Source organism: Bordetella hinzii LMG 13501 (assembly GCF_001548475.1).
GTDB classification, from domain to species: domain Bacteria; phylum Pseudomonadota; class Gammaproteobacteria; order Burkholderiales; family Burkholderiaceae_B; genus Bordetella; species Bordetella hinzii.
In genome coordinates, this window is the sequence record NZ_LRUJ01000015.1 from 81288 (window position 1) to 103026 (window position 21739).

Sequence of the window (21739 nt, forward strand, 5' to 3'; positions counted from 1 at the left end):
ATCGATGAATCCGAACGGGCCAAATTTTTTTCAGCCTGAGCATCGGAAATTCCGATCGGTGCGCGCCATGTGAGAAAAGAATCAATTTGGTTTGAACCGCGGTGTCTTTATCATTGGACCGATCCCACGACACTTCTTCGCGGACCTCGCCTTGGCCACACAACGTTTCAGCCACTGCAGTCACTGGGGCGCCTACACGCTCGTCGTCGAAGCGGGCCGCATCGCGGCGGTCGAACCGTTCGAGCACGATCCCGCGCCATCGCCCATCATCCAATCCGTCAGGCAATGGGCCGACCCGTCCCGCCGCGTGCTGCGGCCCATGGTGCGCAAGTCCTGGCTGGAACGCCGCGCGCCCGGCCCGCGCCGTCCGGACGAGGCTTTTGTGGCGGTGTCCTGGGATGAAGCCATCGGCCTGGTGGCGGGCGAGATCCGGCGCGTGAGCGCCGAACACGGCAACGGATCGATCTTCGCCGGCTCCTACGGCTGGACCAGTTGCGGCCGCTTCCATCATGCGGCCTCGCAGCTCAAGCGCATGCTGTCGCTGGTCGGCGGCTATACGGGGCATGTGGACACCTACAGCACCGCCGCCGGGCCGGTGATCCTGCGCCATGTGCTGGGCGACCAGGAGGCCTGCGCGGGCGGCGCCAGCACCCTGGACACCATCGCGCGGCACAGCGAGACCGTGGTCGTCTTCGGCGCGCTCTCGCCACGCACCGCGCAATCCGAGGCCGGCGGCATCGGGCGGCACATGCTGCAAACCCATTTGCGCGCCATGGTCCAGCGCGGCCTGCGGTTTGTCCTTATTTCGCCGGCGCGCGACGACCTGCCGGCATGGGTGCCGGCCGAATGGTGGCCGGTGCGCCCCAATACCGACGCGGCCGTGATGCTGGGCCTGGCCGGCGAGATCGTGCGGGCCGGCCGCCACGACCGCGATTTCCTGACCCGCTGCTGCAGCGGCAGCGAGCCCTTCCTGGCGTATCTGCGCGGCGAGCGCGACGGCCAGCCCAAAACGGCCGGATGGGCCGCGGACATCGCCCAGGTCGATGCCGGGCGCTTGCGCGAGCTCGCGCGCCGCCTGGTCGACAGCCGCAGCATGCTCACCGTCAGCTGGAGCCTGCAGCGCGCCGACCATGGCGAGCATGTGTTCTGGTCGGCGCTCGGCCTGGCCGCCGTCATCGGACAGATCGGCCTGCCCGGCGGCGGCGTGGGCTTCGGCTATGGCTCGCTGGGCGGCGTGGGCGCGCCGCTGGCGGCGGCCAGGTCGCCCAGCCTGCCGCTGGGGCGCAATCCCAACGCCGATTTCATCCCCTGCGCCCGCATCGCCGACATGCTGCTCAACCCAGGCGGCAGCTTCAGCTACGAGGGCCAGACGCGGCGCTATCCCGACACCCGCCTGGTCTATTGGGCGGGGGGCAACCCCTTTCACCATCATCAGGACCTGAACCGCCTGCGCCTGGCCTGGTCGCGGCCGGAGACCATCGTCGTGCAAGAGCCGATGTGGACCGCCACGGCGCGGCGGGCCGACATCGTGCTGCCGGCCTCGACCTCGCTCGAACGCAATGACCTGGCCGGCGCCCGCCGCAGCGACCATATCATCGCCATGCACAAGGCCATCGAACCCCTGGGCCAGGCGCGCAGCGACTACGACATCTGCCGCGACCTGGCCGCCAGCCTGGGCGTGGAGGCCGCCTTCAGCGAAGGGCGCGGCGAGATGGACTGGATACGCACGCTGTACGAATCCACCCGCCACGATGCCGCCCAGCGCTTTGACCACGCCATGCCGGCGTTCGAGGAGTTCTGGGCGCGCGGCCATGCGCGCGTGCCCACGCGCGATCACTACACCTATCTGGAAGCCTTCCGCCAAGCCCCGCAAGACCATCCGCTGCGCACCGAAAGCGGCCGCATCCTGCTGTACAGCCAGGCGCTGGAACGATTGCGCCTGGCGGATTGCCCGCCGCATCCGAGCTGGCTGGAGCCCGCCGAGTGGCTGGGCGGCCGCGGAACGACCGACCGGCAATTCCATCTGCTGTCGCGCCAGCCCGCCGGCAAGCTGCACAGCCAGCTCGACGACGCGCCGGCCAGCATGGCGACCAAGCACGACGGACGCGAGTGCATCTGGCTGCATCCCGACGATGCGCGGCGGCTGGGCATCGCCGAGCATGACGTGGTCCGCGTCTGGAATGCCCGGGGGCAGTGTCTGGCCAGCGCGCACCTGAATGACCTGGTGCGGCCGCAAGTGGCCATCCTGCCCACCGGCGCCTGGTATGAGCCGCAAGATGAATCTCCCTACCCGCTGGAGCTGGCGGGCAATCCCAATGCGCTGACCCTGGACAAAGGCAGCTCCGCCTTCGGCCAGGGATGTTCGGCGCACACCTGCATGGTGACGATAGAGCGGTACGACGGCCGCTCCTGAGCCGCGCGCTCAGTTCTTGTTCTTCATGCCGGTGCGCTCGACGATAGCCGTCCATTTTTTCAGGTCGGACGCCACCACGTCGGAGAAGTGCGCGGGGCTGCCGCCCAGCGGGACCATGCCGATCTCGCCCAGCGAGGCCTGCATCTTGGCGCTCTTGACCGAGTCGTTGATCGCGCCATTGAGCTTCTGCACGATGGCCGGCGGCGTGCCGGCCGGCACCACCACGCCCACCCAATAGCTCGACGTGAACTCGGGCAGTCCCACTTCGGCGGCTGTAGGCACATTGGGCAGCACGGGGCTGCGGCGATCGGCCGTGATGACCAGCGGCCGCAGCTTGCCGGCCTGCACCTGCGGAACCTGCACGGCCTCGGTATCCACCGCGACATCGACGTGGCCGCCCAGCACCGACAGGATGGCCGGCGAACTGCCCTGGAAAGGAATATGCATCAGATTGATGCCCGCCAGGGTGTTGAGCAGCTCGCCCGTGACGTTGCACACGGAGGCCGGCCCGCAGGAGGAATAACTCAATTGCTTCTTCTTGGCCTGGGCCACCAAGTCGCTGAAGGACTGGATCTTGGAATCCGCCGCGACCGACACGATATAGGCCGACGAGGCCACCAGGGCCACCGGCAGGAAGCTCTTGACGGGGTCGTATTGCAGCTTGCTCTCGACCGCGGGCAGGATGGTGAGCTGGCCCGTGGGCGCCAGCAGCAGCGTGTAGCCATCGGGCGTGGCGCGCGCCACGCTGGCCGCGGCGATGGCCGTGCCGCCGCCAGGCATGTTTTCCGTGATCACGGTCTGGCCCAGGCGCTGCGTCAGCTCATTGGCCAGCATGCGGCCGGCCGCGTCGGAGGCGCCGCCCGCGGAGAAGGGAATCACCAGCTTGACCGGCTTGGTGGGCCAGTTCGTGTCGGCCGATGCCGAGGGCGGGACAGCCAGGCCGGCCGTCAGGCCGATCAGCAGCGCCGCCAGGGGCTGCCGTTTACCACCGAAGCGCACAGTCATTGCAATGTCTCCTGTTTGTGTCTGCGCCGTCCGTTCTCCCATCCGTGCCGCCACGCAAAACCGCCGGGCCGACCCTGTGCGAAACATCCGGAAGCAGGATTTTTTGTATGCGCAGCCATTCTTGATGAGCACGGTGCTCAATCGCAATTGAATGTTTGGTCAAGTCCTCCAGGCGCCCGGAAAGCGCAAAAAAACCGGGTCCCGCCCTGGCGGAAAACCCGGCCCCATGCCCCGCGGACAGCGATCAGCGGTTCTTGAGATAGCCGTCGCGCGTCTGCGGCAGCTTCATCTTGAGGATGGACGACGCCACCTGGGTGCGCAGGATCTGCGCGGTGCCGCCGGCGATGGTGAACATGCGCGCATCGCGCACATGCCGCTCCATCGGAAGATCGCGTCCGTAGCCGGACGAGCCATGCAGTTGCAGCGCGTCATTGGTGACGCGGTTGGCCGTCTCGGCCGCGAAGATCTTGGCCTGCGCGGCCAGGGAGAGATCCGGAAAACCGAAGGTCGCGGGCGTGCCGCTCTGCGCGGCGCAGTGCAGCATATGGCGCGCGGCATTGAGCTGGATGGCCATGTCGGCGATCATCCACTGCAGGCCCTGGAACTCGGCAATGGCGCGCCCAAACTGCTGGCGCGATTTGGCGTACTCCACGGCCTCCTCGAAAGCGCCTTGCGCGATGCCCAGCGCCACGGAGCCCGCCCCGACGCGCTGGGCGTTATAAGCCTGCATCAGGCCGGCGAAGCCGCGCTTCAGCCCCTCGGGCGGCACCACCATCATCGATTTGTTGACTATGAGGTCTTCGAAGCTGATGTAGGTCTCGGGGATGCCACGCACGCCCATCGCGAAGCTGCGCTTGGTGACGGTCAGGCCGTCGCCCTGCGCGCCCGGCTCCTTGATGTGGATGAAGGCACCGATGCCCTGGTCCACCCCGTCATCGAAGACACGGGCGAAGATCAGGTGCAGGCGCGAAACGCCCCCGCCCGTGATCCAGTACTTCTCGCCGTTGATGATGTAGTCATCGCCCTTGCGCACGGCGCGGGTGGTCATCTCGCTGGCCGCGCTGCCCGCCTTGGGCTCGGAGATGCAGATCGCCGGCTTGTCGCCGGCCAGCACGCATTGCGCGGCCAGCGTCTTCTGCTCTTCCGAGCCATATTGCATGATGGCTCCGATGGCGCCCATATTGGCCTCCACCGTGATGCGGCCCATGGTGGCGCAGGCCTTGGCCATTTCCTCGATGACGATGACGGTGTCCAGATAGCTCCGGCCCTGGCCGCCATAGGCCTTGGGGATGGTCATCCCCATGAAACCGGCCTCGCGCAGCCGGCGCACGTTGTCCACAGGATACTGCTCGGAGCGATCGGTCTCGGCGGCGGTCGGCTTGAATACGGTCTGCGCCAGCTCGCGGGCGCGTTGCTGCAGGGCGATCTGGTCTTGGCTAAGCGGTGTCATTGTCTCTCCATGGTCAAGCGTGGTGGGCGCGCGCCGCCGCAGGGGCCAGCCAATCGGCCAGGATCTCCTGCTCGTGTTCGTTCAGGCGCGGCGGCGGGCGGCGGTAATCGACGGGGGTTTCCGACAGCTTCAAGGGATTGGCCAGCAGGCTGACATGGCCTTCCTGGGCCCAGGCGCAGGGCAGGTCCACGCGGGCGCCGCGCGCCTTGACGTGCGGATCCCCGAAGACGTCCTCCAAGTTGTTCACCGGCCCGCAGGGCACGCCCACGGCCTCCAGCGCGGCCAGCCAATCCGCGCGCCGGCGGCCCCGCAAGGCCTGCTGCACCAGGCCGCACAGTTCGTCGCGGTGCGCGATGCGCGCCACATTGGTCCGGTAGCGTTCGTCATCGGACAGCCCGGCCAGGCCCGCCACTTCGCAGAAGCGGGCGAACTGGGCGTCGTTGCCCACCGCCAGGATGAGCGGCGCATCGGCCGTATCGAAGACCTGGTAGGGAACGATATTGGGATGGCCATTGCCCAGGCGCGTGGGCAGCTGGCCCGCGGCCAGATAGTTGGTGCCGGCATTGACCAGCCAGGCGATCTGGCTGTCCAGGAGGGAAATATCGATGTGCTGGCCCGCGCCGGTCGCATCCCGGTGGCGTAGCGCCGCCAGGATGCCGACCGCCGCGTACATGCCGGTCATGACGTCGGCGATCCCCACGCCGACCTTCATGGGCGTGCCCTCGGGCTCGCCGGTCAGGCTCATGATGCCGCCCATGCCCTGTATGAGGAAGTCATAGCCGGCGCGCTTGGCGTAGGGGCCGGTCTGGCCGAAGCCCGTCACGGAGCAATAGACCAGGCCGGGATAGCGGTCCTTCAGCTGCTCATAGGCCAGGCCGTACTTGGCCAGCCCGCCCACTTTGTAGTTCTCGACCAGCACATCGGCCCGGCCCAGCAGCTCGTGGATGCGCGCCTGCCCCTCGGCGGTCGCGATATCGATGGCGATGGAGCGCTTGTTGCGGTTGGCGCACAGATAGTAGGCGCTCTCCTCGGTTTCCACGCCCGCCTTGTCCTTGATGTAGGGCGGGCCCCATTTGCGCGTGTCGTCGCCCTCATCGGGCTTCTCGACCTTGACGACATCGGCGCCCAGATCCCCCAGCAGCTGGGTGGCGCTGGGACCGGCGAGGATGCGCGACAGATCGAGAACACGGATGCCTTGCAATGCCGAGGGTTGAACCGCCTGCACGATGTGATCTCCTTAATCGGTATCTGTGCAGTCTATGGTTCAACAACATCACTCACAATTGAAAATAAACTCAAGTGTCAGCGGGCGGAGATCTCGGCCTCGTTGGAGTATCCCGACACAAAGGTCTTGGGCGCGCCAGTTTCCTGGTTGAAGACATGGCGGGAGATCTTGCCGATGTTGCCGCCATACACATGGATGCTGATGGACACCCGGTCTTCGTACACATTGGAGACGCGATGGATGTCGCCGGTCGATGGCGACAGAGTCTCGATGGTGCGTGTCTGCAGGATCCCGGTGTGGCCCGGGATCATGGAATGGCCGTCCTCGGCGCGGGTGAACATCTCCGAGCGCTCGGCGCCGCGCAGCACGCCGATGATGGCCCAGACCGTGTGATTGTGAATGGGCGTCTTCTGGCCCGGTCCCCATACAAAGCTGACGACGGAGAAACGGTCCTCGGGATCGGCGTAGAGCAGATATTGCTGGTAGTACTGGGGGTGCGGCTGGGCGTAGGCCTCGGGCAGCCAATCGTCTTCCTGGACCAGCTCGGCCACCAGCCCCGTGCCGCTGTCCAGGATGCGCTGCTCATTGCCCGCCGCGCTGTCCACCAGCGCGGTGAAGCGGCGCGTGAAATCCACAAACTTTGCAGGCATGTTCTTCATGATGTCTCCTCTTGTTTTGATCGCGGGCCATCGATGCGGGATGGCCTGGGATCGCACGAGGAAAGGCCCTGCCTGCACCGCGGCTGCCGGCTGTCTAGAGTCTAAGCGCCGGCGCGGTCAAGTCCAATTGAAATTGCGTTCAAGCGATGCCGGCCCTAGCTGAACAAGGCCTTGCCCGCCGTGGCCCGCCGCGTTTCCTGCCAGAAGGCCTTGGCGGCGGGCGACAGGCGCTGCTGGTTCAGGCAGGCCAGGCCTATCCTGCGCGTGGTGCTCGGAACAAGCGGCCGGAAGACCGTGCCCGGGTAACGTTCGGGCAGGGCCAGCTTGGCCAGCACCGAGATCCCCTTGCCCTTGGAGACCAGCTCCAGGATGGACATCAACTGCAGGACCTCATAGCCCACGCGCGGACTCAGATCATGCCGCGCGAACAGGCGCGTGACCAGCTCCTGCGAACCGGCGCGTGTCAGGATGAAGGGCTCGCCGGTCAGCTGCCCGACGTGCACAGTCTCCAGGGCGGCCAGGGGATGGTCCTGCGGCAGCACCGCCACGAGCTCATCGACGGCCAGGGTCTGGGTCTCCAGTTCGCTCTTGGGCAGCGTGACCACGGCAAGCTCCAGGCGGCGCTCGATGAGATCGCGCGAAGTCTGCTCATCCGGCTTTTCGGTGACAAGGACCTCGATGCCCGGATAGCGCGCCTTGAAACGCTCCAGCAGGGGCGGCAGGACCTTGATGGTGGCGCTCGCGCCGAAAGAGCCCAGCTTGAGAAAACCCGACTTCAGTTCCGCGCCGGCCAGGGCGGTGGCCTGTATCAGCTGCAGCGAGGCGAACACATCGCGCACATGCGGCAAGACCTGCTCGGCCGTGTAGGTCAGGGCCACGCCGGGCGTATTGCGGTCGATCAGCTCGGTGCCCAGCGCGGTTTCCAGCGCCCGCAGCGCATGGCTGGTCGCCGACGGCGACATCCCCATCTTCGCCCCCGCGCCCGCGATGCCCTCGGCCGACACCAGGGACAGCAGGAGCTCCAGTTGACGCAAGGTGGGCAAATTGGCGCTGCGGCGGGACATTGAGTGACCTTTCATGCCATTTGGCTTCGGCTTGATTCTACGCTCAATCCCCGCCGCGCAGACTTGAGGTTTCCCCTGTGATGCTAGCCCCGCAAAGGCAGGTGGATGCGTGTGAGCAACTCGGCGGCGGGCGTGGTCCTCGGGTCGTTGACATACTCTTCGAACATGGGAAAGTCGTGCGGCTCCCTGCCGCTGTCGGGCAGCCATGCCGAGAACATCCAGTTGTAGGCGTGGTCGATCTCGGAATAAGGCCCGACGTACTCCAGCACCGCGCAGGTCATGGCGGGTATGGCCAGTGTCTCCAGGGGCGCGGCCACGGTGCGGCCGGCCGCCAGCGCCACGCCCGCATGCGAACGCAGCCGGGCGGCCGCGACCTGCTGCGGATCATCGTAATAGACGCCGATCCAGGGGCCGGGCGCCTCGCCCAGCAGGCCCTGGCCGACGGCCAGCATGGTCAGGCGGTCGAAGCTCTCGCCGATACGCTGATAATCGCCCTGGTGGGCCAGGGCGGCCAGGGTCAGGGCGGGACAGGGACGGATATGGACGGTATACATGACAGGCTCCTTGGATGAACGTTGCAGGAGGCGCTGCGCGCGATACCGGCCCGGCGGGACGCCGTAGCTCGCGCCAAAGGCGCGGCTGAACGAGGCCAGGGACTGATAGCCCGCCCGGCGGGCCACCCGGGCCAGGTCATCCTGGCCGCGGGTCAGCTCCACGGCCGCGCGCTGCATGCGCATGCGCTGGGCGGTGTCGCTGACCGTCTCGCCCATCATGGCGCGATAGACACGGTGGAAATGGTAGGGCGACAGGCAGGCCAGATCCGCCAGCTGGTGCAGGTCGGGGCTGGCCTGCGGATGGCTCGCCAGCCATTGCAGGACGGGTTCGAGACGGGCGGCGTACTGGGCTCGGGTTGTGGGTTTCATGCGCGGCTCCTGAACCCGGACCTTACCCGCGCCGCGTTTGCGGATCTTGCGGTCTTCGCCCGTTCAGGTGGGATAGGTGCCCGGCACCAGGATGCTGCGGTCGATTTCCGAGATATTGCGGCGGCCGCAAAGCGCCATGGTCACGTCCGCTTCTTTGTAGATGATCTCCAGCGCGCGCCTCACGCCCGCCTTGCCATAGGCCCCCAGGCCATACAAGAAGGCGCGTCCGATCATGGTGCCGCGCGCGCCCAGCGCCACGGCCTTGAGCACGTCCTGCCCGGACCGGATGCCGCTGTCGAGCCAGACCTCGATCTGCGAGCCCACCTCGCTGACGATGGCCGGCAGGATCTCGATGGTCGACACCGCGCCGTCAAGCTGGCGCCCGCCATGATTGCTGACGATGATGGCGTCGGCGCCCGTGGCCGCGGCGCGGCGCGCATCCTCGACGTCCAGGATGCCCTTGAGGATGAGCTTGCCGCCCCAGCGCTCCTTGATCCAGGCCACATCGTCCCAGCTCAGGCGCGGGTCGAACTGCTCGGCGGTCCACGACGAGAGCGCGGCCAGGTCCGTCACGCCCTTGGCATGGCCCACGATATTGCCGAAGGTGCGCCGCTTGGTGCCCAGCATGCCCAGACACCAGCGCGGCTTGAAGGCCAGGTTGAACATATTGGCCAGCGTCAGCTTGGGCGGCGCGGACAGGCCGTTCTTGATGTCCTTGTGGCGCTGGCCCATGATCTGCAGGTCCAGCGTCAGGACCAGGGCGGAGCAGCCCGCGGCCTTGGCGCGGTCGATCAGGTTGCCGATGAACTCGCGGTCGCGCATGACGTAGAGCTGGAACCAGAACGGCTTCTGCGTGGCCTGGGCGACGTCCTCGATGGAGCAGATGCTCATGGTCGACAGCGTGAAGGGCACGCCGAACTCGGCGGCGGCCTGCGCGGCCAGGATCTCGCCATCGGCATGCTGCATGCCGGTCAGGCCGGTGGGCGCCAGCGCCACCGGCATCTTGACGTCGATGCCCGCCATGGTGGTCGCCAGCGAGCGGCCGTCCATGTTGACCGCCACACGCTGGCGCAGCTTGATCTTCTGGAACTCGCTCTCGTTGGCGCGATAGGTTCCTTCGGTCCAGGCGCCAGAATCGGCGTAATCGTAGAACATGCGCGGCACGCGGCGTTTTGCAACGGCTCGCAGATCTTCGATGCAGGTCATCGTGGAGAGATTCTGGCTCATGGATCCAAGGAAGAATGCGGCTTGGGCGCACCGCCTGACGTCTCCGGGGCCATCCCGGGAGCGAGGGCAAGTATACGATGCCGGCTTGGCGATATCGGGCCGCCCGCCCGATAATTCGCCTTGGTGCGCGGCCATGCTGCGGCGCAACACCGCTTCTACAGGAATCACCGATGCAAGACCCCCATATCGAAACCGTGTTCGTCGTCGTGCATGGCAAGGTCCAGGGCGTGGGCTACCGCCACGCCACCGTGCGGCGCGCGCATCTGGTCGGCGCTACCGGCTGGGTGCAGAACATGGAAGACGGCACGGTCCAGGCCATGGTGCAGGGCACGCCGGACCAGGTGGACCAGATGCTCGAATGGATGCGGCGCGGCCCGCCCGCGGCCGTGGTCACCGAACTCGAATCGCGCCGCGACGACACCGAGCGGCGCTACAAGCACTTCGCCCAGCACTGAACGCGCCGGCGCGGGCTAGCGCGCGGCCAGGCCCGACATGATGCCGCTGACGATCTTGCGGGCCAGCACTTCGCGGTCCTGCCGGGTCTCGCCCTCGCGCGGGCGATACCAGATGGCCATCCAGTTGATCGCGCCCAGCGCCGCCTTGACCGCCACCGAGGCATCGTCGGTGCGCAGCGAGCCATCGCGCGCGCCCTCGGCCGCCACGCTCTTGAACAAGGCCTCGAAGTCGTCGCGTATGACCATGAGCTCGTCAAGCGTGCGGCGCTGGGACGGCGTGATCGCGGCCTGGCGATGCATGTGCACGCCATGCACGACGACCGTCTCGAAAGCCAGGTTCTCCATCATCGTCAACGCATGCCGATGGAACATCGCGGCCAGGCGCTCGGCCCCGTTCGCCCCGCCCTGCATGGCCGGCCTGACCGCCTCGAAGTTGCGCCGCATCCCCTCGCGGTGCACATCGAAGAACAGATCCGTCTTCGAGCGGTAATAATGATAGACACGCCCCTTGGTCGCCCCCAGCCGCTTGGCCACGTCGTCGATGCTGGTCGCATAAAAGCCCTGCTCCATGAAGCATTCGGCGGCGGCCGTGAGCAGGGCGATATTTCCCATACCGTCGTCGCGCGTGGCCGTCGGCGTAGCTGTGTTCATGCGGGCTTTCTCCAGGAAGCGGTGGGGCACGCGCCAGTGTAGCCAAGCGCGGGCCGGAATCGCACGATCCCGGGCGGCCCCGCGTGAATTTTTGCCCCTGGCCTGCCCGCAAGGCCGGGCTAGTGCCGGCTGCGCGCCCCCGCGCCGCGCTGGCGCTGGCTTTGCTGGTCCTGGCCGGAGCCCAGTTGGGTGGCATGGCCGGCTTTCTTGCTGCGGTGCTGCGCATCGCCGTGGCTGGCCTGGTCCTGGCGGCGGGTATCGTCGGCCGCCGGTTTCGGGTTTCGCGGTTTGCTCGTCATGATCCGACTCCTTTGACAGTCAGTCCACCCCGGGCGGCAAGCGCCATGCCCGCCCATGAAAAAAAGGCCGCCCCGAGGGGCGGCCTTTTGCACGGCGCAAGCCGTCGCGCTCAGGCGTCGATATTGCCGGCCGACAGCGCGTGCGTCTCGATGAAGGCGCGGCGCGGCTCCACGTCGTCGCCCATGAGGGTGGTGAAGACCTCGTCGGCCGCGATGGCGTCCTCGATCTGCACGCGCAGCAGGCGGCGCACGGTGGGGTCCATGGTGGTTTCCCAGAGCTGCTCGGGATTCATTTCGCCCAGGCCCTTGTAGCGCTGCTTGGACAGCCCGCGCTCGGCCTCGGCGCGCAGCCACTGCATGGCTTCGCGGAAGTCGGAGACGAACTGTTCCTTGCGTTTGTCGCCTTCGCCGCGCGCCACGATGGCGCCGGCGCCGATCAGGCCCAGGAAGGTCTGGGCCGATTTCGCCAGGATGGCATAGTCGGCGCCGCGCACGAAGTCCGCGTCGATGATGCTGATGCGCACGTTGCCGTGGTGCATGCGGCGGATGACCAGGCGGTATTTGCCGCTGTCCTCCTCCAGCTCGGCCGTGACGTCCACGCCATTGGTGCTGGTGGCGTCGTGCAGGGCATCGTGCAGGCGCTTGGCCGAGGCCTCGGCGCTGGCCTGGTCGTCCAGGTTGACCTGCACGCCTTCGGCCAGGGCCGACAGGGCGGGCACGTCGAAGACGCGCGACAGGCGCGAGATCACGGCGTCGGCCAGCACGTATTGGCGCGCCAGCTCGCCCAGGGCTTCGCCGGAAATGGCGGGCGCGCCCTGGCTGGGGATCAGCTCGGCGTCCTTGAGCGCCAGCTGCAGCATGAACTTCGCTTCCTCGACCTCGTCCTTAAGGTAGCGCTCTTCGCGGCCGACCTTGACCTTGTAGAGCGGCGGCTGGGCGATGTAGACGTGGCCACGCGAGACCAGCTCAGGCATCTGGCGATAGAGCAGGGTGAGCAGCAGCGTGCGGATGTGCGCGCCGTCGACGTCCGCGTCGGTCATGATGATGAGGCGGTGGTAGCGCAGCTTCTCGATATTGAAATCCGGCCCGATACCCGTGCCCAGCGCCGTGATCAGCGTGGCGATCTGCTCGCTGGCGATCAGGCGGTCAAAGCGCGCCTTCTCGACGTTGAGCACCTTGCCCCGCAGCGGCAGGATGGCCTGGAACTTGCGGTCCCGGCCCTGCTTGGCCGAGCCGCCCGCCGAGTCGCCCTCGACGATGTAGAGCTCGCACAGCGCGGGGTCCTTCTCCTGGCAGTCGGCCAGTTTGCCGGGCAGACCGGCGCCTTCGAGCACGCTCTTGCGCCGCGTCATTTCGCGTGCCTTGCGCGCAGCCTCGCGCGCGCGCGCGGCCTCGACGATCTTGCCGCACAGGGCCTTGGCGTCGTTGGGATGCTCCAGCAGCCAGGTCTCCAGCGAACGCGCCACGGCGTCCTCGACGGCGGGGCGGACTTCGCTGGACACCAGCTTGTCCTTGGTCTGGCTGCTGAACTTGGGCTCGGGCACCTTGACCGACAGCACGCAGGCCAGGCCTTCGCGCATATCGTCGCCGGTGGTCTCGACCTTGGCCTTCTTGGCCAGCTCGTTGTCGGCGATGTATTTGTTGATCACGCGCGTCATGGCCGCGCGCAGACCCGTCAGGTGGGTGCCGCCATCGCGCTGCGGGATGTTGTTGGTGAAACACAGCACGCTTTCGCTGTAGCTGTCGTTCCATTGCATGGCCACTTCCACGCCCACCGGCACGCCGCCGGCCGAAGAGTCCGTGCTCACCGCGAAGACATTCGGATGGAGCACGGTCTTGGCGCGGTTGATGTACTCGACGAAGCCCTTCACACCGCCGGAGAAGGCAAAGTTCTCTTCCTTGCCCTGGCGCTGGTCGATCAGGCGGATCTTCACGCCGTTGTTCAGGAAGGACAGCTCGCGCAACCGCTTCGAGAGGATCTCGTAGTGGTACTCGATATTGGTGAAGATGACCGGGTCGGCCAGAAAACGCACCTCGGTGCCGCGCTTGTCAGTGGTGCCGGTCACCGCCAGGGGCGCGACGCGCTCGCCTTGGCGGAATTCCATCTCGTGCACCTGGCCATCGCGGCGAATGGTCAGCCGCAGCCACTCGGATAGCGCGTTCACGCAGGACACGCCCACACCGTGCAGGCCGCCGGACACCTTGTAGGAGTTCTGGTCGAACTTGCCGCCGGCATGCAGCTCGGTCATGACGATTTCGGCGGCGCTGCGGCCGAACTCGTCGTCCTTGTGGATGGCCGTCGGAATGCCGCGGCCGTTGTCCGTGACCGAGATCGAGTTGTCGGTGTGGATGGTGACGACAATATCGTCGCAATAGCCGGCCAGGGCCTCGTCAATGGCGTTGTCGACCACTTCGAACACCATGTGGTGCAAGCCGGTGCCATCGGAGGTGTCGCCGATGTACATGCCGGGGCGCTTGCGCACGGCCTCCAGCCCCTTGAGCATCTTGATCGAATCGGCGCCGTAGCCGTTGTTCTCAGGAGTGGTGTTCTGTTGATCTGACATATCTGTGTTCAAAAATAAAAGGCGGCCTCACGGCCGATCCGCTGGCGCAAACCGCCAGCGGTCTACACCCACGTTGCGCGGATCAGATCCGCATGGGCATGACGACGTACTTGAACTGATCGTCGCCTGACAGGGTGATCAGCGCCGACGCATTGGCGTCCGGCATGACCGACCACTGCACGTTTTCCACTTTGACGTTGGCCAGCACGTCGAGCAGGTAGCCGACGTTGAAACCCACGTCCAGCGCCTCGTAGCCGTAATCAATGTCGATTTCTTCCTGCGCTTCTTCCTGCTCGGCGTTGGAAGACGAGATCTTCATGACGTTCTGGCCCAGTTGCAGGCGCACGCCCTTGAACTTGTCGGTCGTCAGGATGGCGGCGCGCTGCAGGCTGCCCTGCAGGGCCTCGCGGTTCACGGAGAAGTGGCGCGTGTAATTGGTGGGAATCACGCGCGAGAAATCCGGAAACTTGCCTTCGACCAGCTTGGACACCAGCTCGACATCGCCGAAGCGGAAACGGATCTGGCCCGGCGCCACATCGAGGGCCACCGGCTCGTCGGAGTCTTCCAGCAGGCGCTGCATCTCCAGCACGGTCTTGCGCGGCACGATGACCTCGTGGCGCTCGCTGATGCCATCGGCCTCGGTGGCGCAATGCGCCAGGCGGTGGCCGTCGGTGGCCACGGCGCGCACGCGGCCGGGTTCAAACACCAGCAGCATGCCGTTGAGGTAATAGCGGATGTCCTGCTGGGCCATGGCGAAGTGCACCATGTTGAACAGATGGCGCAGGGTGCGCTGCGGCATGGTCAGGGAGACATCCCACTGCTCGGGCTGGGCCACGGTCGGAAACTCGCTGGCCGCCAGCGTCTGCAGGGCAAAACGGCTCTTGGCCGACTGCACCGACAGCTTGTTCGAGGCCAGCGCCAGCTTGACATCGCCCGTGTCCGGCAGGGCCTTCAGGATGTCCAGCAGCTTGCGCGCGGCCACGGTAGTGGACTCGTTGTCCGACCCCACGCCGAAATCGGCGTGCGTGGTGATCTGCACTTCAAGGTCGGTGGCAATGAACGCGACCTTGTTGCCCTCTTTGCGCATCAGGATGTTCGCCAGGATGGGCAGGGTATGGCGTCGTTCGACGATGCCCGCCACAGTCGACAGCGGTTTCAGCAATGCATCGCGTGTGGTTTGTACGAGTTGCATGGTCATCCTTTTAGAGTTTGTTCCAACACGTGCAGGGTATGGTTGAGCTCGGCCTGCTTGGCGCGGGCGTCGGAAATCTTGCGCACCGCGTGCAGCACCGTGGTGTGATCGCGGCCGCCGAACAGATCACCGATTTCAGGCAGGCTTTTCTGTGTCAACTCCTTGGCCAGATACATGGCGACCTGGCGCGGAAGGGCAATATTCGCGGGCCGGCGTTTCGAATACATGTCGGCCACTTTGATCTTGTAGAAATCAGCGACGGTCTTCTGGATGTTCTCGACGGTGATCTGCCCGTTGGAGACGGACAGGAGATCCTTGAGCGCCTCCTTGCAGACATCGACGTTGAGCGCCTCGCGGCCATGGAAGCGCGCATAGGCCAGCACCTTGCGCAACGCGCCTTCGAGCTCGCGCACATTGCTGCGCAGGTGCTTGGCGATGAAGAAAGCCACTTCCTCGGGCATGGGCACGCCTTCGGACTCGGCCTTGCGCAGCAAGATGGCCACGCGCATCTCCAGCTCGGGCGGCTCGATGGCCACCGTCAGCCCCGAATCAAAGCGCGAGATCAGGCGGCTGTCGATGCCCGAGAGCTCCTTCGGATACGTGTCGCTGGTGATGATGATCTGCTTGCGCTGCGCCACCATCGCCTCGAAGGCGTAGAAGAACTCTTCCTGGGTGCGGTTCTTGCCCGAGAAGAACTGGATATCGTCGATCAGCAGCAGGTCGAGCGAATGGTAGTAGCGCTTGAAATCATCGAAGGCCTTGCGTTGGTAGGCCTTGACCACATCGGAGACGTATTGGTCGGCGTGCACATAGCGCACCCGCACCCCCGTCCCGGCGGCCACCATGGCGTTGCCGATGGCATGGATGAGGTGGGTCTTGCCCAGGCCCACGCCGCCATACAGGAACAGCGGGTTGTACGAGGTGCCCGGGTTCTCGGCCACCTGCAGCGCCGCGGCGCGGGCCAGCTGGTTGGCCTTGCCGGTGACGAAATTCTCGAACGTCAGGTCGGTGTTCAGGCGCGAGCGCTCGTACACGATGTTGGCCGCATCGGCGGCGGCCGATATCGGCACCGCGGGCGCGGGCGGCGGCGCCGCCTCGGGCCGCGGGGCCGGGGCGGCGGGCGCCGCGGGCGCGGCCAGAGGCGCGGCGGCCTGCGGCACCGGTTGGGCTGACGCGCGCGGCGTCATGGACATGCGTGGCGCTGCGCCGTGGCTGGGCAATTCGAACTGCACCTGCACGGGGCGCTGATACCACTCGGTGGCCAGCGCCTCGATCTGATGCGAAAAGTTCTTGCGCACCCAATCCAGCTTGAAGCGATTGGGGGCAGCCACGCGCAACACCGCCTGCGCTTCGTCATAGGCAAGCGGGACCAGCGGCCGTATCCACGCGCTGATTTGTTGGGGGGGGAGTTCCTGCTCAAGACGACTGACGCAGGTCTGCCAGAATTCTTTCATGTCGCTCTTGTTCAAACCTCGATTCTACCGCTTTTGGGCATGAGTTATCCACAGCCCCGGGGTGCCCCTGGCGTACACGCTGCGACCTAACTGATTGACAAGACTGGGAAAACTTGCTGAAATGGTGGGCTTTTCCGAATTCTGCCTGTCAGAAGGTTCCGTTGGAACTGCACGGGAAGCGGCGAAAACCCCCAGTATCTCAGGGGCTTACGCCGCAAGCGTTACGCCCCAAATTGGTGAATGGGTCGGCAGGTGTTACCCATGCCCGCCAGACCGATTGCCGCCGCGGGGGTGCCGCAGAACTGTCACCCATTTTGTTGTACGCAGCGAGGGGTTCCGCCCGGAATCCAACCGGACTTTGCTTCGGCCCCTTTTGCACCAGCACCCTGGTTTGACCGGTTCGGCGAGCGCCGTGTAATGTTCCCAGCCTCGAGCCCCGTCCCATGGCCAGCCCCGTGCCGGCGCCGGGATACCCGCCCGGGTCATTGCAACCAGGAACCTCCAGGCAGCTTCCTACTGACTTTGTTCTTTTTGTGGATCGTCCATGAAACGCACCTACCAACCTTCCGTCACCCGCCGCAAGCGCACCCACGGCTTTCGCGTGCGCATGAAGACTCGCGCCGGTCGCGCCGTCCTGAACGCCCGTCGCGCCAAGGGCCGCAAGCGTCTGGCCGTCTAAGCCCGACGCGATCGCAGCCCGACCCATTGCCCGGATCGCAACAAGCCCCTGGCCACGGCCTAGCGCCCAGCCCCAAGCCTGTCACCCTCCGGCAATCGGACGACTCTTCGATTCAGTCAGCCATGTCGCGCGCCACGCTTCCCGCGGAGGCGCGCTTGCATCGCCCCTCCGAGTTTGCCGCCGCCCTGAAAGGCCGGCGGTTGGCCCGAGGGGCGATGTTCATTGTGAGCGCCGCCCCCGCTTCGCCAACCGACGGGCAGGCCGCCTGCGCGCGCCTGGGCCTGGTCATCGCCAAGCGCCATGCGGCGCTGGCGACCACCCGCAACGCCATCAAGCGTGTGCTGCGCGAGGCCTTCCGCCACCAGCGCCTGGCCTTGCCCGCGCAAGACTATGTGGTCCGCCTGCACAGCAAGGTGGGGCCGCTGTCCCTGACTGCACTGAAGCGCGCCGCGCGCACCGAAGCGGACGCTCACTTTGGGCGTATCGCGCGATGATCAAGGCCTTGCTCATCGCACCCATCCGGTTCTACCGGTTTTTCCTGAGCCCCTGGATCGGCCGGCAATGCCGTTTCACGCCTACCTGCTCGGCCTACGCGATCGAGGCGATTGAACGCCATGGCGCGGTGCGCGGTCTATGGTTGGCGGCGCGCCGCATCGGCCGCTGCCACCCCTGGTCGCCAGGCGGGCTGGATCCCGTTCCGGATCCCGGGCAGGCTCAAAAAACCCGGGGCGGCGGCTGCCGAGGCAACCATCCCCGTACCGGACACGATTGCAGTTAAACTGGCGGGCTTTGCTGGTCCGCTCTCTCTTCCTCAGGCACCATGGATATTCGACGAACTGTCCTCTGGATGATTTTTTCCTTCTCGCTGTTGCTCCTGTGGAACAACTGGCAGATCCATAACGGCAAGCCGTCCTTGTTCGGCGCGCCCCCGGCCAGCGCCGAGCAGAACGCGCAAGCCAACGCCAATACGGCCAACGCCCCGGCCAATGCCTCGGCCACGCCGTCGGTGCCCAGCCCCCCCGCGGCGGCCGGCGCCCCTGGCTCGGTGCCCGGCAGCGCCGCGGCGGCGCCCGCCCAGGCCCAGGAGGTGGTCATCACGACCGACGTCCTGCGCCTGACCTTCAGCACCACCGGCGCCCAGCTCATCCGCGCCGAACTGCTCAAGTATCCCGCCAGCGCCGACAGCGACAAGCCCATGGTGCTGCTGGACCACTCCCGCGACCTGACCTACACGGCGCAGACGGGGGTGATCGGCTCGGGCCAGAACTTCCCCACCCACCTGACGCCGTTCGCTGTCACCACGACCGAGCGCGAACTCTCGGGCGACAAACTGGACGTGCGCTTCGAAGCCGAGTCCGGCGGCCTGCGCGTGGTCAAGACCTACACCCTGGACCGGGGCAGCTACGACATCCACGTGCGCCATGACGTCACCAACGTCGGCTCCGGCCCGCAAAGCCCCTCGGTCTACCTGCAGCTCGAACGCGACGGCAACGATCCGGCCGGCACGTCCAGCTTCTACCACACCTTCACCGGCGTAGCGGTCTACTCCGAGCAGGACAAGTTCCAGAAGGTCACCTTCGGCGACATCGCCAAGAACAAGGCCAACTACATCAAGCAGGCCGACAACGGCTGGATCGGCATCGTCCAGCACTACTTCGCCACGGCCTGGGTGCCGCAGCAGGGCAAGCCGCGCGCCAACGAACTGCTGCAGCTGCAGCCCAATCTGTACGCGGTGCGCTCCATCGAGGCCCTGGGCCAGGTGGCGCCGGGCGCCAGCGTGTCTTCCGAGGCGCAGCTGTGGGTCGGCCCGCAGGACCAAAAAGCCATGTCGGCCGTCGCTCCCGGGCTGGAACTGGTCGTCGACTATGGCTGGCTGACCATCATCGCCAAGCCGCTGTTCACCCTGATGACCTGGCTGCACAGCCTGCTGGGCAACTGGGGCTGGACCATCGTCGCCCTGACCGTCATCATCAAGGCGCTGTTCTATCCCCTGGCCTCGGCCAGCTATCGTTCGATGGCCCGCATGAAGCAGGTGGCCCCGCGCCTGCAGGCCCTGAAAGAGAAATTCGGCGATGACCGCCAGAAGCTCAACCAGGCCATGATGGAGATGTACCGCACCGAGAAGATCAACCCGCTGGGCGGCTGCCTGCCCATGGTGGTGCAGATCCCGGTCTTCATCGCGCTGTACTGGGTGCTGCTGGCCAGCGTCGAGATGCGCGGCGCGCCCTGGATCCTCTGGATCCATGACCTGTCGGTGCGCGACCCCTTCTTCATCCTGCCGGCCGTGATGATGGCCACCATGTTCCTGCAGATCAAGCTGAACCCCACGCCGCCGGACCCCGTGCAGGCCAAGGTGATGATGGTCATGCCGCTGGTCTTCGGCGGGATGATGTTCTTCTTCCCGGCGGGCCTGGTGCTGTACTGGTGCGTCAACAATACGCTGTCCATCCTGCAGCAGTGGAGCATCACGCGCAGCATCGCGCGCCAGGCGGAAACCGCCAAGCGCGGCTGATCCCGCCCGTGCTCCAGACAGAATGCCGCGGCGGCATTCTTTTTTGCAAGGCGGGAGCGCATGAAAAACCCCCGGCGGCCCGAAGGCCGGCCGGGGGCCGGGTGCGATACCGCCTTTACTTCAGGTCAAAGCGGTCGAGGTTCATCACCTTGTCCCAGGCGGCCACGAAGTCGCGCACGAATTTCTCGCCCGCGTCATCGCTGGCATAGACTTCGGCCAGCGCGCGCAGCTGCGAGTTCGCGCCGAACACCAGGTCAACACGGCTGGCCGTCCATTTGGCCTTGCCCGTCTTGCGGTCGTGGCCGTCGAAGGCTTCGCGCGCGGGCGACCGCGGCTTCCACTCCGTGCCCATGTCCAGCAGGTTGCGAAAGAAATCGTTGCTCAGCACGCCCGGACGGTCGGTGAACACGCCATGCTTGTCCTTGCCGCTGCGCACGTCGAGCACCCGCAGGCCGCCGATCAGCACCGTCATCTCGGGCGCGGTCAGCGTCAGCAGCTGGGCGCGGTCGATGAGCAAGTGCTCGGCAGGGATGTCATAACGTCCCTTCAGGAAGTTGCGGAAGCCATCGTGCAGCGGCTCCAGCGGGGCAAAGGATTCGACATCGGTCTGCTCCTGCGAGGCGTCCATGCGGCCCGGCGCAAACGGCACGGTGAGCGTGTAGCCCGCTTTCGCCGCCGCCTGTTCGACACCGGCACAGCCGCCCAGCACGATGAGGTCGGCCAGCGAGATCTTCTTGTCGCCCTTGCCATTGAAGTCGGCCTGGATGCCTTCCAGCGTCTTCAGGACCTTGGCCAATTGCTCCGGCTGGTTGGCGGCCCAGTCTTTCTGGGGTGCCAGCCGGATGCGCGCGCCATTGGCCCCGCCGCGCTTGTCGGAACCGCGGAAGGTCGATGCCGACGCCCAGGCGGTGGATACCAGTTCGGCCACCGTCAGGCCCGAGGCCAGCACCGCCTGTTTGAGCGCGGCCACATCCTTGTCATCGACCAGCGGATGATCGACCTCGGGGATGGGGTCCTGCCAGATCAGCGCCTCGGCCGGGACTTCCGGGCCCAGGTAGCGCGCCCGCGGACCCATGTCGCGATGAGTCAGCTTGAACCAGGCGCGGGCGAAGGCGTCGGCGAATTCGTCGGGATTCTCGTAGAAACGGCGGGCGATCTTTTCGTAGGCCGGATCCGCACGCAGTGCGATGTCCGATGTCAGCATGGACGGGGCGTGGCGCTTGGATGGATCGTGCGCATCCGGGATGGAGCCGGCGCCGGCGCCATGCTTGGGTATCCATTGGTGGGCGCCGGCCGGGCTCTTGGTCAGTTCCCAGTCGTAGCCGAAAAGATTCCAGAAGAAGTTGTTGCTCCACCGGGTCGGCGTGGAGGTCCAGGTGACTTCCAGGCCGCTGGTGATGGTGTCGCCACCCTTGCCGCTGCGGAAACTGCTCTTCCAGCCCAGGCCCTGGTTCTCCAGTTCGGCGGCCTCCGGCTCGGGTCCCACGTGGTCGGCGGGGCCGGCGCCATGCGTCTTGCCGAAGGTATGGCCGCCGGCGATCAGGGCGACGGTTTCCTCGTCGTTCATGGCCATGCGGCCGAAGGTGTCGCGGATGTCCTGCGCCGAAGCCAGCGGATCCGGATTGCCATCCGGACCCTCCGGGTTGACGTAGATCAGGCCCATCTGCACGGCGGCCAGCGGGTTCTCCAGATTGCGGCCTTCGTCCTTGCGGCCGCTCTCCTTGCCATGCAGCTGCTCGTCGGCCACGACCGTGCCTTCGTCCTTGCCGCCGGCCTGCTTGCCATAGCGCAGGTCGCCGCCCAGCCAGGTCCGTTCATTGCCCCAATAGACGTCCTGATCCGGCTCCCAGGTGTCTTCGCGGCCGCCCCCGAAACCGAAGGTCTTGAAGCCCATGGTCTCCAGCGCGACGTTGCCGGTGAGGATGAGCAGGTCGGCCCAGGAAATCTTGTTGCCGTACTTCTGCTTG

The 21739-nt window shown here is 66.2% G+C and carries 19 protein-coding genes; 6 read left to right on the forward strand and 13 right to left on the reverse strand.

Translation table 11 applies throughout. The features are described 5' to 3' along the window. Window positions 1-151: 151 nt before the first annotated feature. Complete coding sequence (locus tag AXA74_RS12090; RefSeq protein ID WP_029577861.1) at window positions 152-2413, forward strand: molybdopterin-dependent oxidoreductase; 2262 nt, start codon at window positions 152-154, stop codon at window positions 2411-2413. A 9-nt stretch (window positions 2414-2422) separates the two neighbouring features. Here AXA74_RS12090 and AXA74_RS12095 read toward each other — a convergent pair whose 3' ends face one another. From AXA74_RS12095 to AXA74_RS12125, 7 genes are all read right to left on the reverse strand, one after another. Then, the gene (locus AXA74_RS12095) at window positions 2423-3418 is read right to left on the reverse strand and encodes a Bug family tripartite tricarboxylate transporter substrate binding protein (protein WP_051350497.1); all 996 of its coding nucleotides are present in this window, start codon (window positions 3416-3418) and stop codon (window positions 2423-2425) included. Between the two features lie 244 nt (window positions 3419-3662). Then, complete coding sequence (gene acdA, locus AXA74_RS12100; protein ID WP_032978960.1) at window positions 3663-4868, reverse strand: 3-sulfinopropanoyl-CoA desulfinase; 1206 nt, start codon at window positions 4866-4868, stop codon at window positions 3663-3665. A 13-nt stretch (window positions 4869-4881) separates the two neighbouring features. After that, a complete protein-coding gene (locus AXA74_RS12105; protein WP_032962129.1) occupies window positions 4882-6093 on the reverse strand; it encodes a CaiB/BaiF CoA transferase family protein in 1212 nt (403 codons plus the stop codon). Window positions 6094-6170: 77 nt separating this feature from the next. Further along, window positions 6171-6752 carry a cysteine dioxygenase family protein gene (locus AXA74_RS12110; protein WP_032957571.1) on the reverse strand — a complete coding sequence of 194 codons (582 nt, stop codon included), beginning with the start codon at window positions 6750-6752 and terminating at the stop codon, window positions 6171-6173. 155 nt (window positions 6753-6907) lie between these two features. After that, entirely contained in the window at window positions 6908-7816 is a 909-nt protein-coding gene (locus AXA74_RS12115; protein WP_029577866.1) for a LysR family transcriptional regulator, read from the reverse strand. A gap of 83 nt (window positions 7817-7899) precedes the next feature. Then, a complete protein-coding gene (locus AXA74_RS12120) occupies window positions 7900-8739 on the reverse strand; it encodes an AraC family transcriptional regulator (RefSeq protein ID WP_032962131.1) in 840 nt (279 codons plus the stop codon). A 63-nt stretch (window positions 8740-8802) separates the two neighbouring features. Then, on the reverse strand, window positions 8803-9966 hold the full coding sequence (locus AXA74_RS12125; protein ID WP_032978963.1) for an alpha-hydroxy acid oxidase: 1164 nt from the start codon (window positions 9964-9966) through the stop codon (window positions 8803-8805). Between the two features lie 170 nt (window positions 9967-10136). Between AXA74_RS12125 and AXA74_RS12130 the strand changes: the two genes are divergently transcribed. Continuing rightward, window positions 10137-10421 (forward strand): acylphosphatase, encoded by a 285-nt coding sequence (locus AXA74_RS12130; RefSeq protein WP_029577869.1) that lies wholly within the window; start codon window positions 10137-10139, stop codon window positions 10419-10421. Between the two features lie 15 nt (window positions 10422-10436). Here the strand turns inward: AXA74_RS12130 and AXA74_RS12135 are convergent, their stop codons facing one another. The 5 genes from AXA74_RS12135 to dnaA form a co-directional block, all read right to left on the reverse strand. Further along, complete coding sequence (locus AXA74_RS12135; protein ID WP_029577870.1) at window positions 10437-11072, reverse strand: TetR/AcrR family transcriptional regulator; 636 nt, start codon at window positions 11070-11072, stop codon at window positions 10437-10439. Between the two features lie 119 nt (window positions 11073-11191). Then, window positions 11192-11371: a hypothetical protein gene (locus AXA74_RS12140; RefSeq protein ID WP_029577871.1), complete on the reverse strand. Its 180-nt coding sequence runs from the start codon at window positions 11369-11371 to the stop codon at window positions 11192-11194. Between the two features lie 110 nt (window positions 11372-11481). Beyond that, the gene (gene gyrB / locus AXA74_RS12145) at window positions 11482-13935 is read right to left on the reverse strand and encodes a DNA topoisomerase (ATP-hydrolyzing) subunit B (RefSeq protein WP_029577872.1); all 2454 of its coding nucleotides are present in this window, start codon (window positions 13933-13935) and stop codon (window positions 11482-11484) included. A gap of 82 nt (window positions 13936-14017) precedes the next feature. After that, a complete protein-coding gene (dnaN, locus tag AXA74_RS12150; RefSeq protein WP_029577873.1) occupies window positions 14018-15127 on the reverse strand; it encodes a DNA polymerase III subunit beta in 1110 nt (369 codons plus the stop codon). Between the two features lie 2 nt (window positions 15128-15129). Beyond that, window positions 15130-16581, reverse strand: coding sequence for a chromosomal replication initiator protein DnaA (gene dnaA / locus AXA74_RS12155; protein ID WP_029577874.1), 1452 nt, complete (start codon window positions 16579-16581; stop codon window positions 15130-15132). Between the two features lie 544 nt (window positions 16582-17125). Here dnaA and rpmH point away from each other — a divergent pair. The 4 genes from rpmH to yidC all read left to right on the forward strand — a co-directional run bounded on the left by rpmH (window position 17126) and on the right by yidC (window position 19772). Beyond that, on the forward strand, window positions 17126-17260 hold the full coding sequence (gene rpmH / locus AXA74_RS12160) for a 50S ribosomal protein L34 (RefSeq protein WP_029577875.1): 135 nt from the start codon (window positions 17126-17128) through the stop codon (window positions 17258-17260). Between the two features lie 122 nt (window positions 17261-17382). After that, a complete protein-coding gene (locus AXA74_RS12165) occupies window positions 17383-17754 on the forward strand; it encodes a ribonuclease P protein component (RefSeq protein WP_032962136.1) in 372 nt (123 codons plus the stop codon). Continuing rightward, window positions 17751-18038, forward strand: a complete 288-nt coding sequence (gene yidD / locus AXA74_RS23900; protein WP_080666487.1) for a membrane protein insertion efficiency factor YidD — start codon at window positions 17751-17753, stop codon at window positions 18036-18038. The genes AXA74_RS12165 and yidD overlap by 4 nt, the downstream gene beginning before the upstream one ends. A 42-nt stretch (window positions 18039-18080) precedes the next feature. Beyond that, window positions 18081-19772, forward strand: a complete 1692-nt coding sequence (yidC, locus tag AXA74_RS12170) for a membrane protein insertase YidC (protein ID WP_029577877.1) — start codon at window positions 18081-18083, stop codon at window positions 19770-19772. Between the two features lie 115 nt (window positions 19773-19887). On the opposite strand, the gene katG is transcribed toward yidC, so the two are convergent. Then, window positions 19888-21739, reverse strand: a 1852-nt coding sequence (gene katG, locus AXA74_RS12175) for a catalase/peroxidase HPI (RefSeq protein ID WP_060833160.1), incomplete at its 5' end; no start/stop codon positions are given.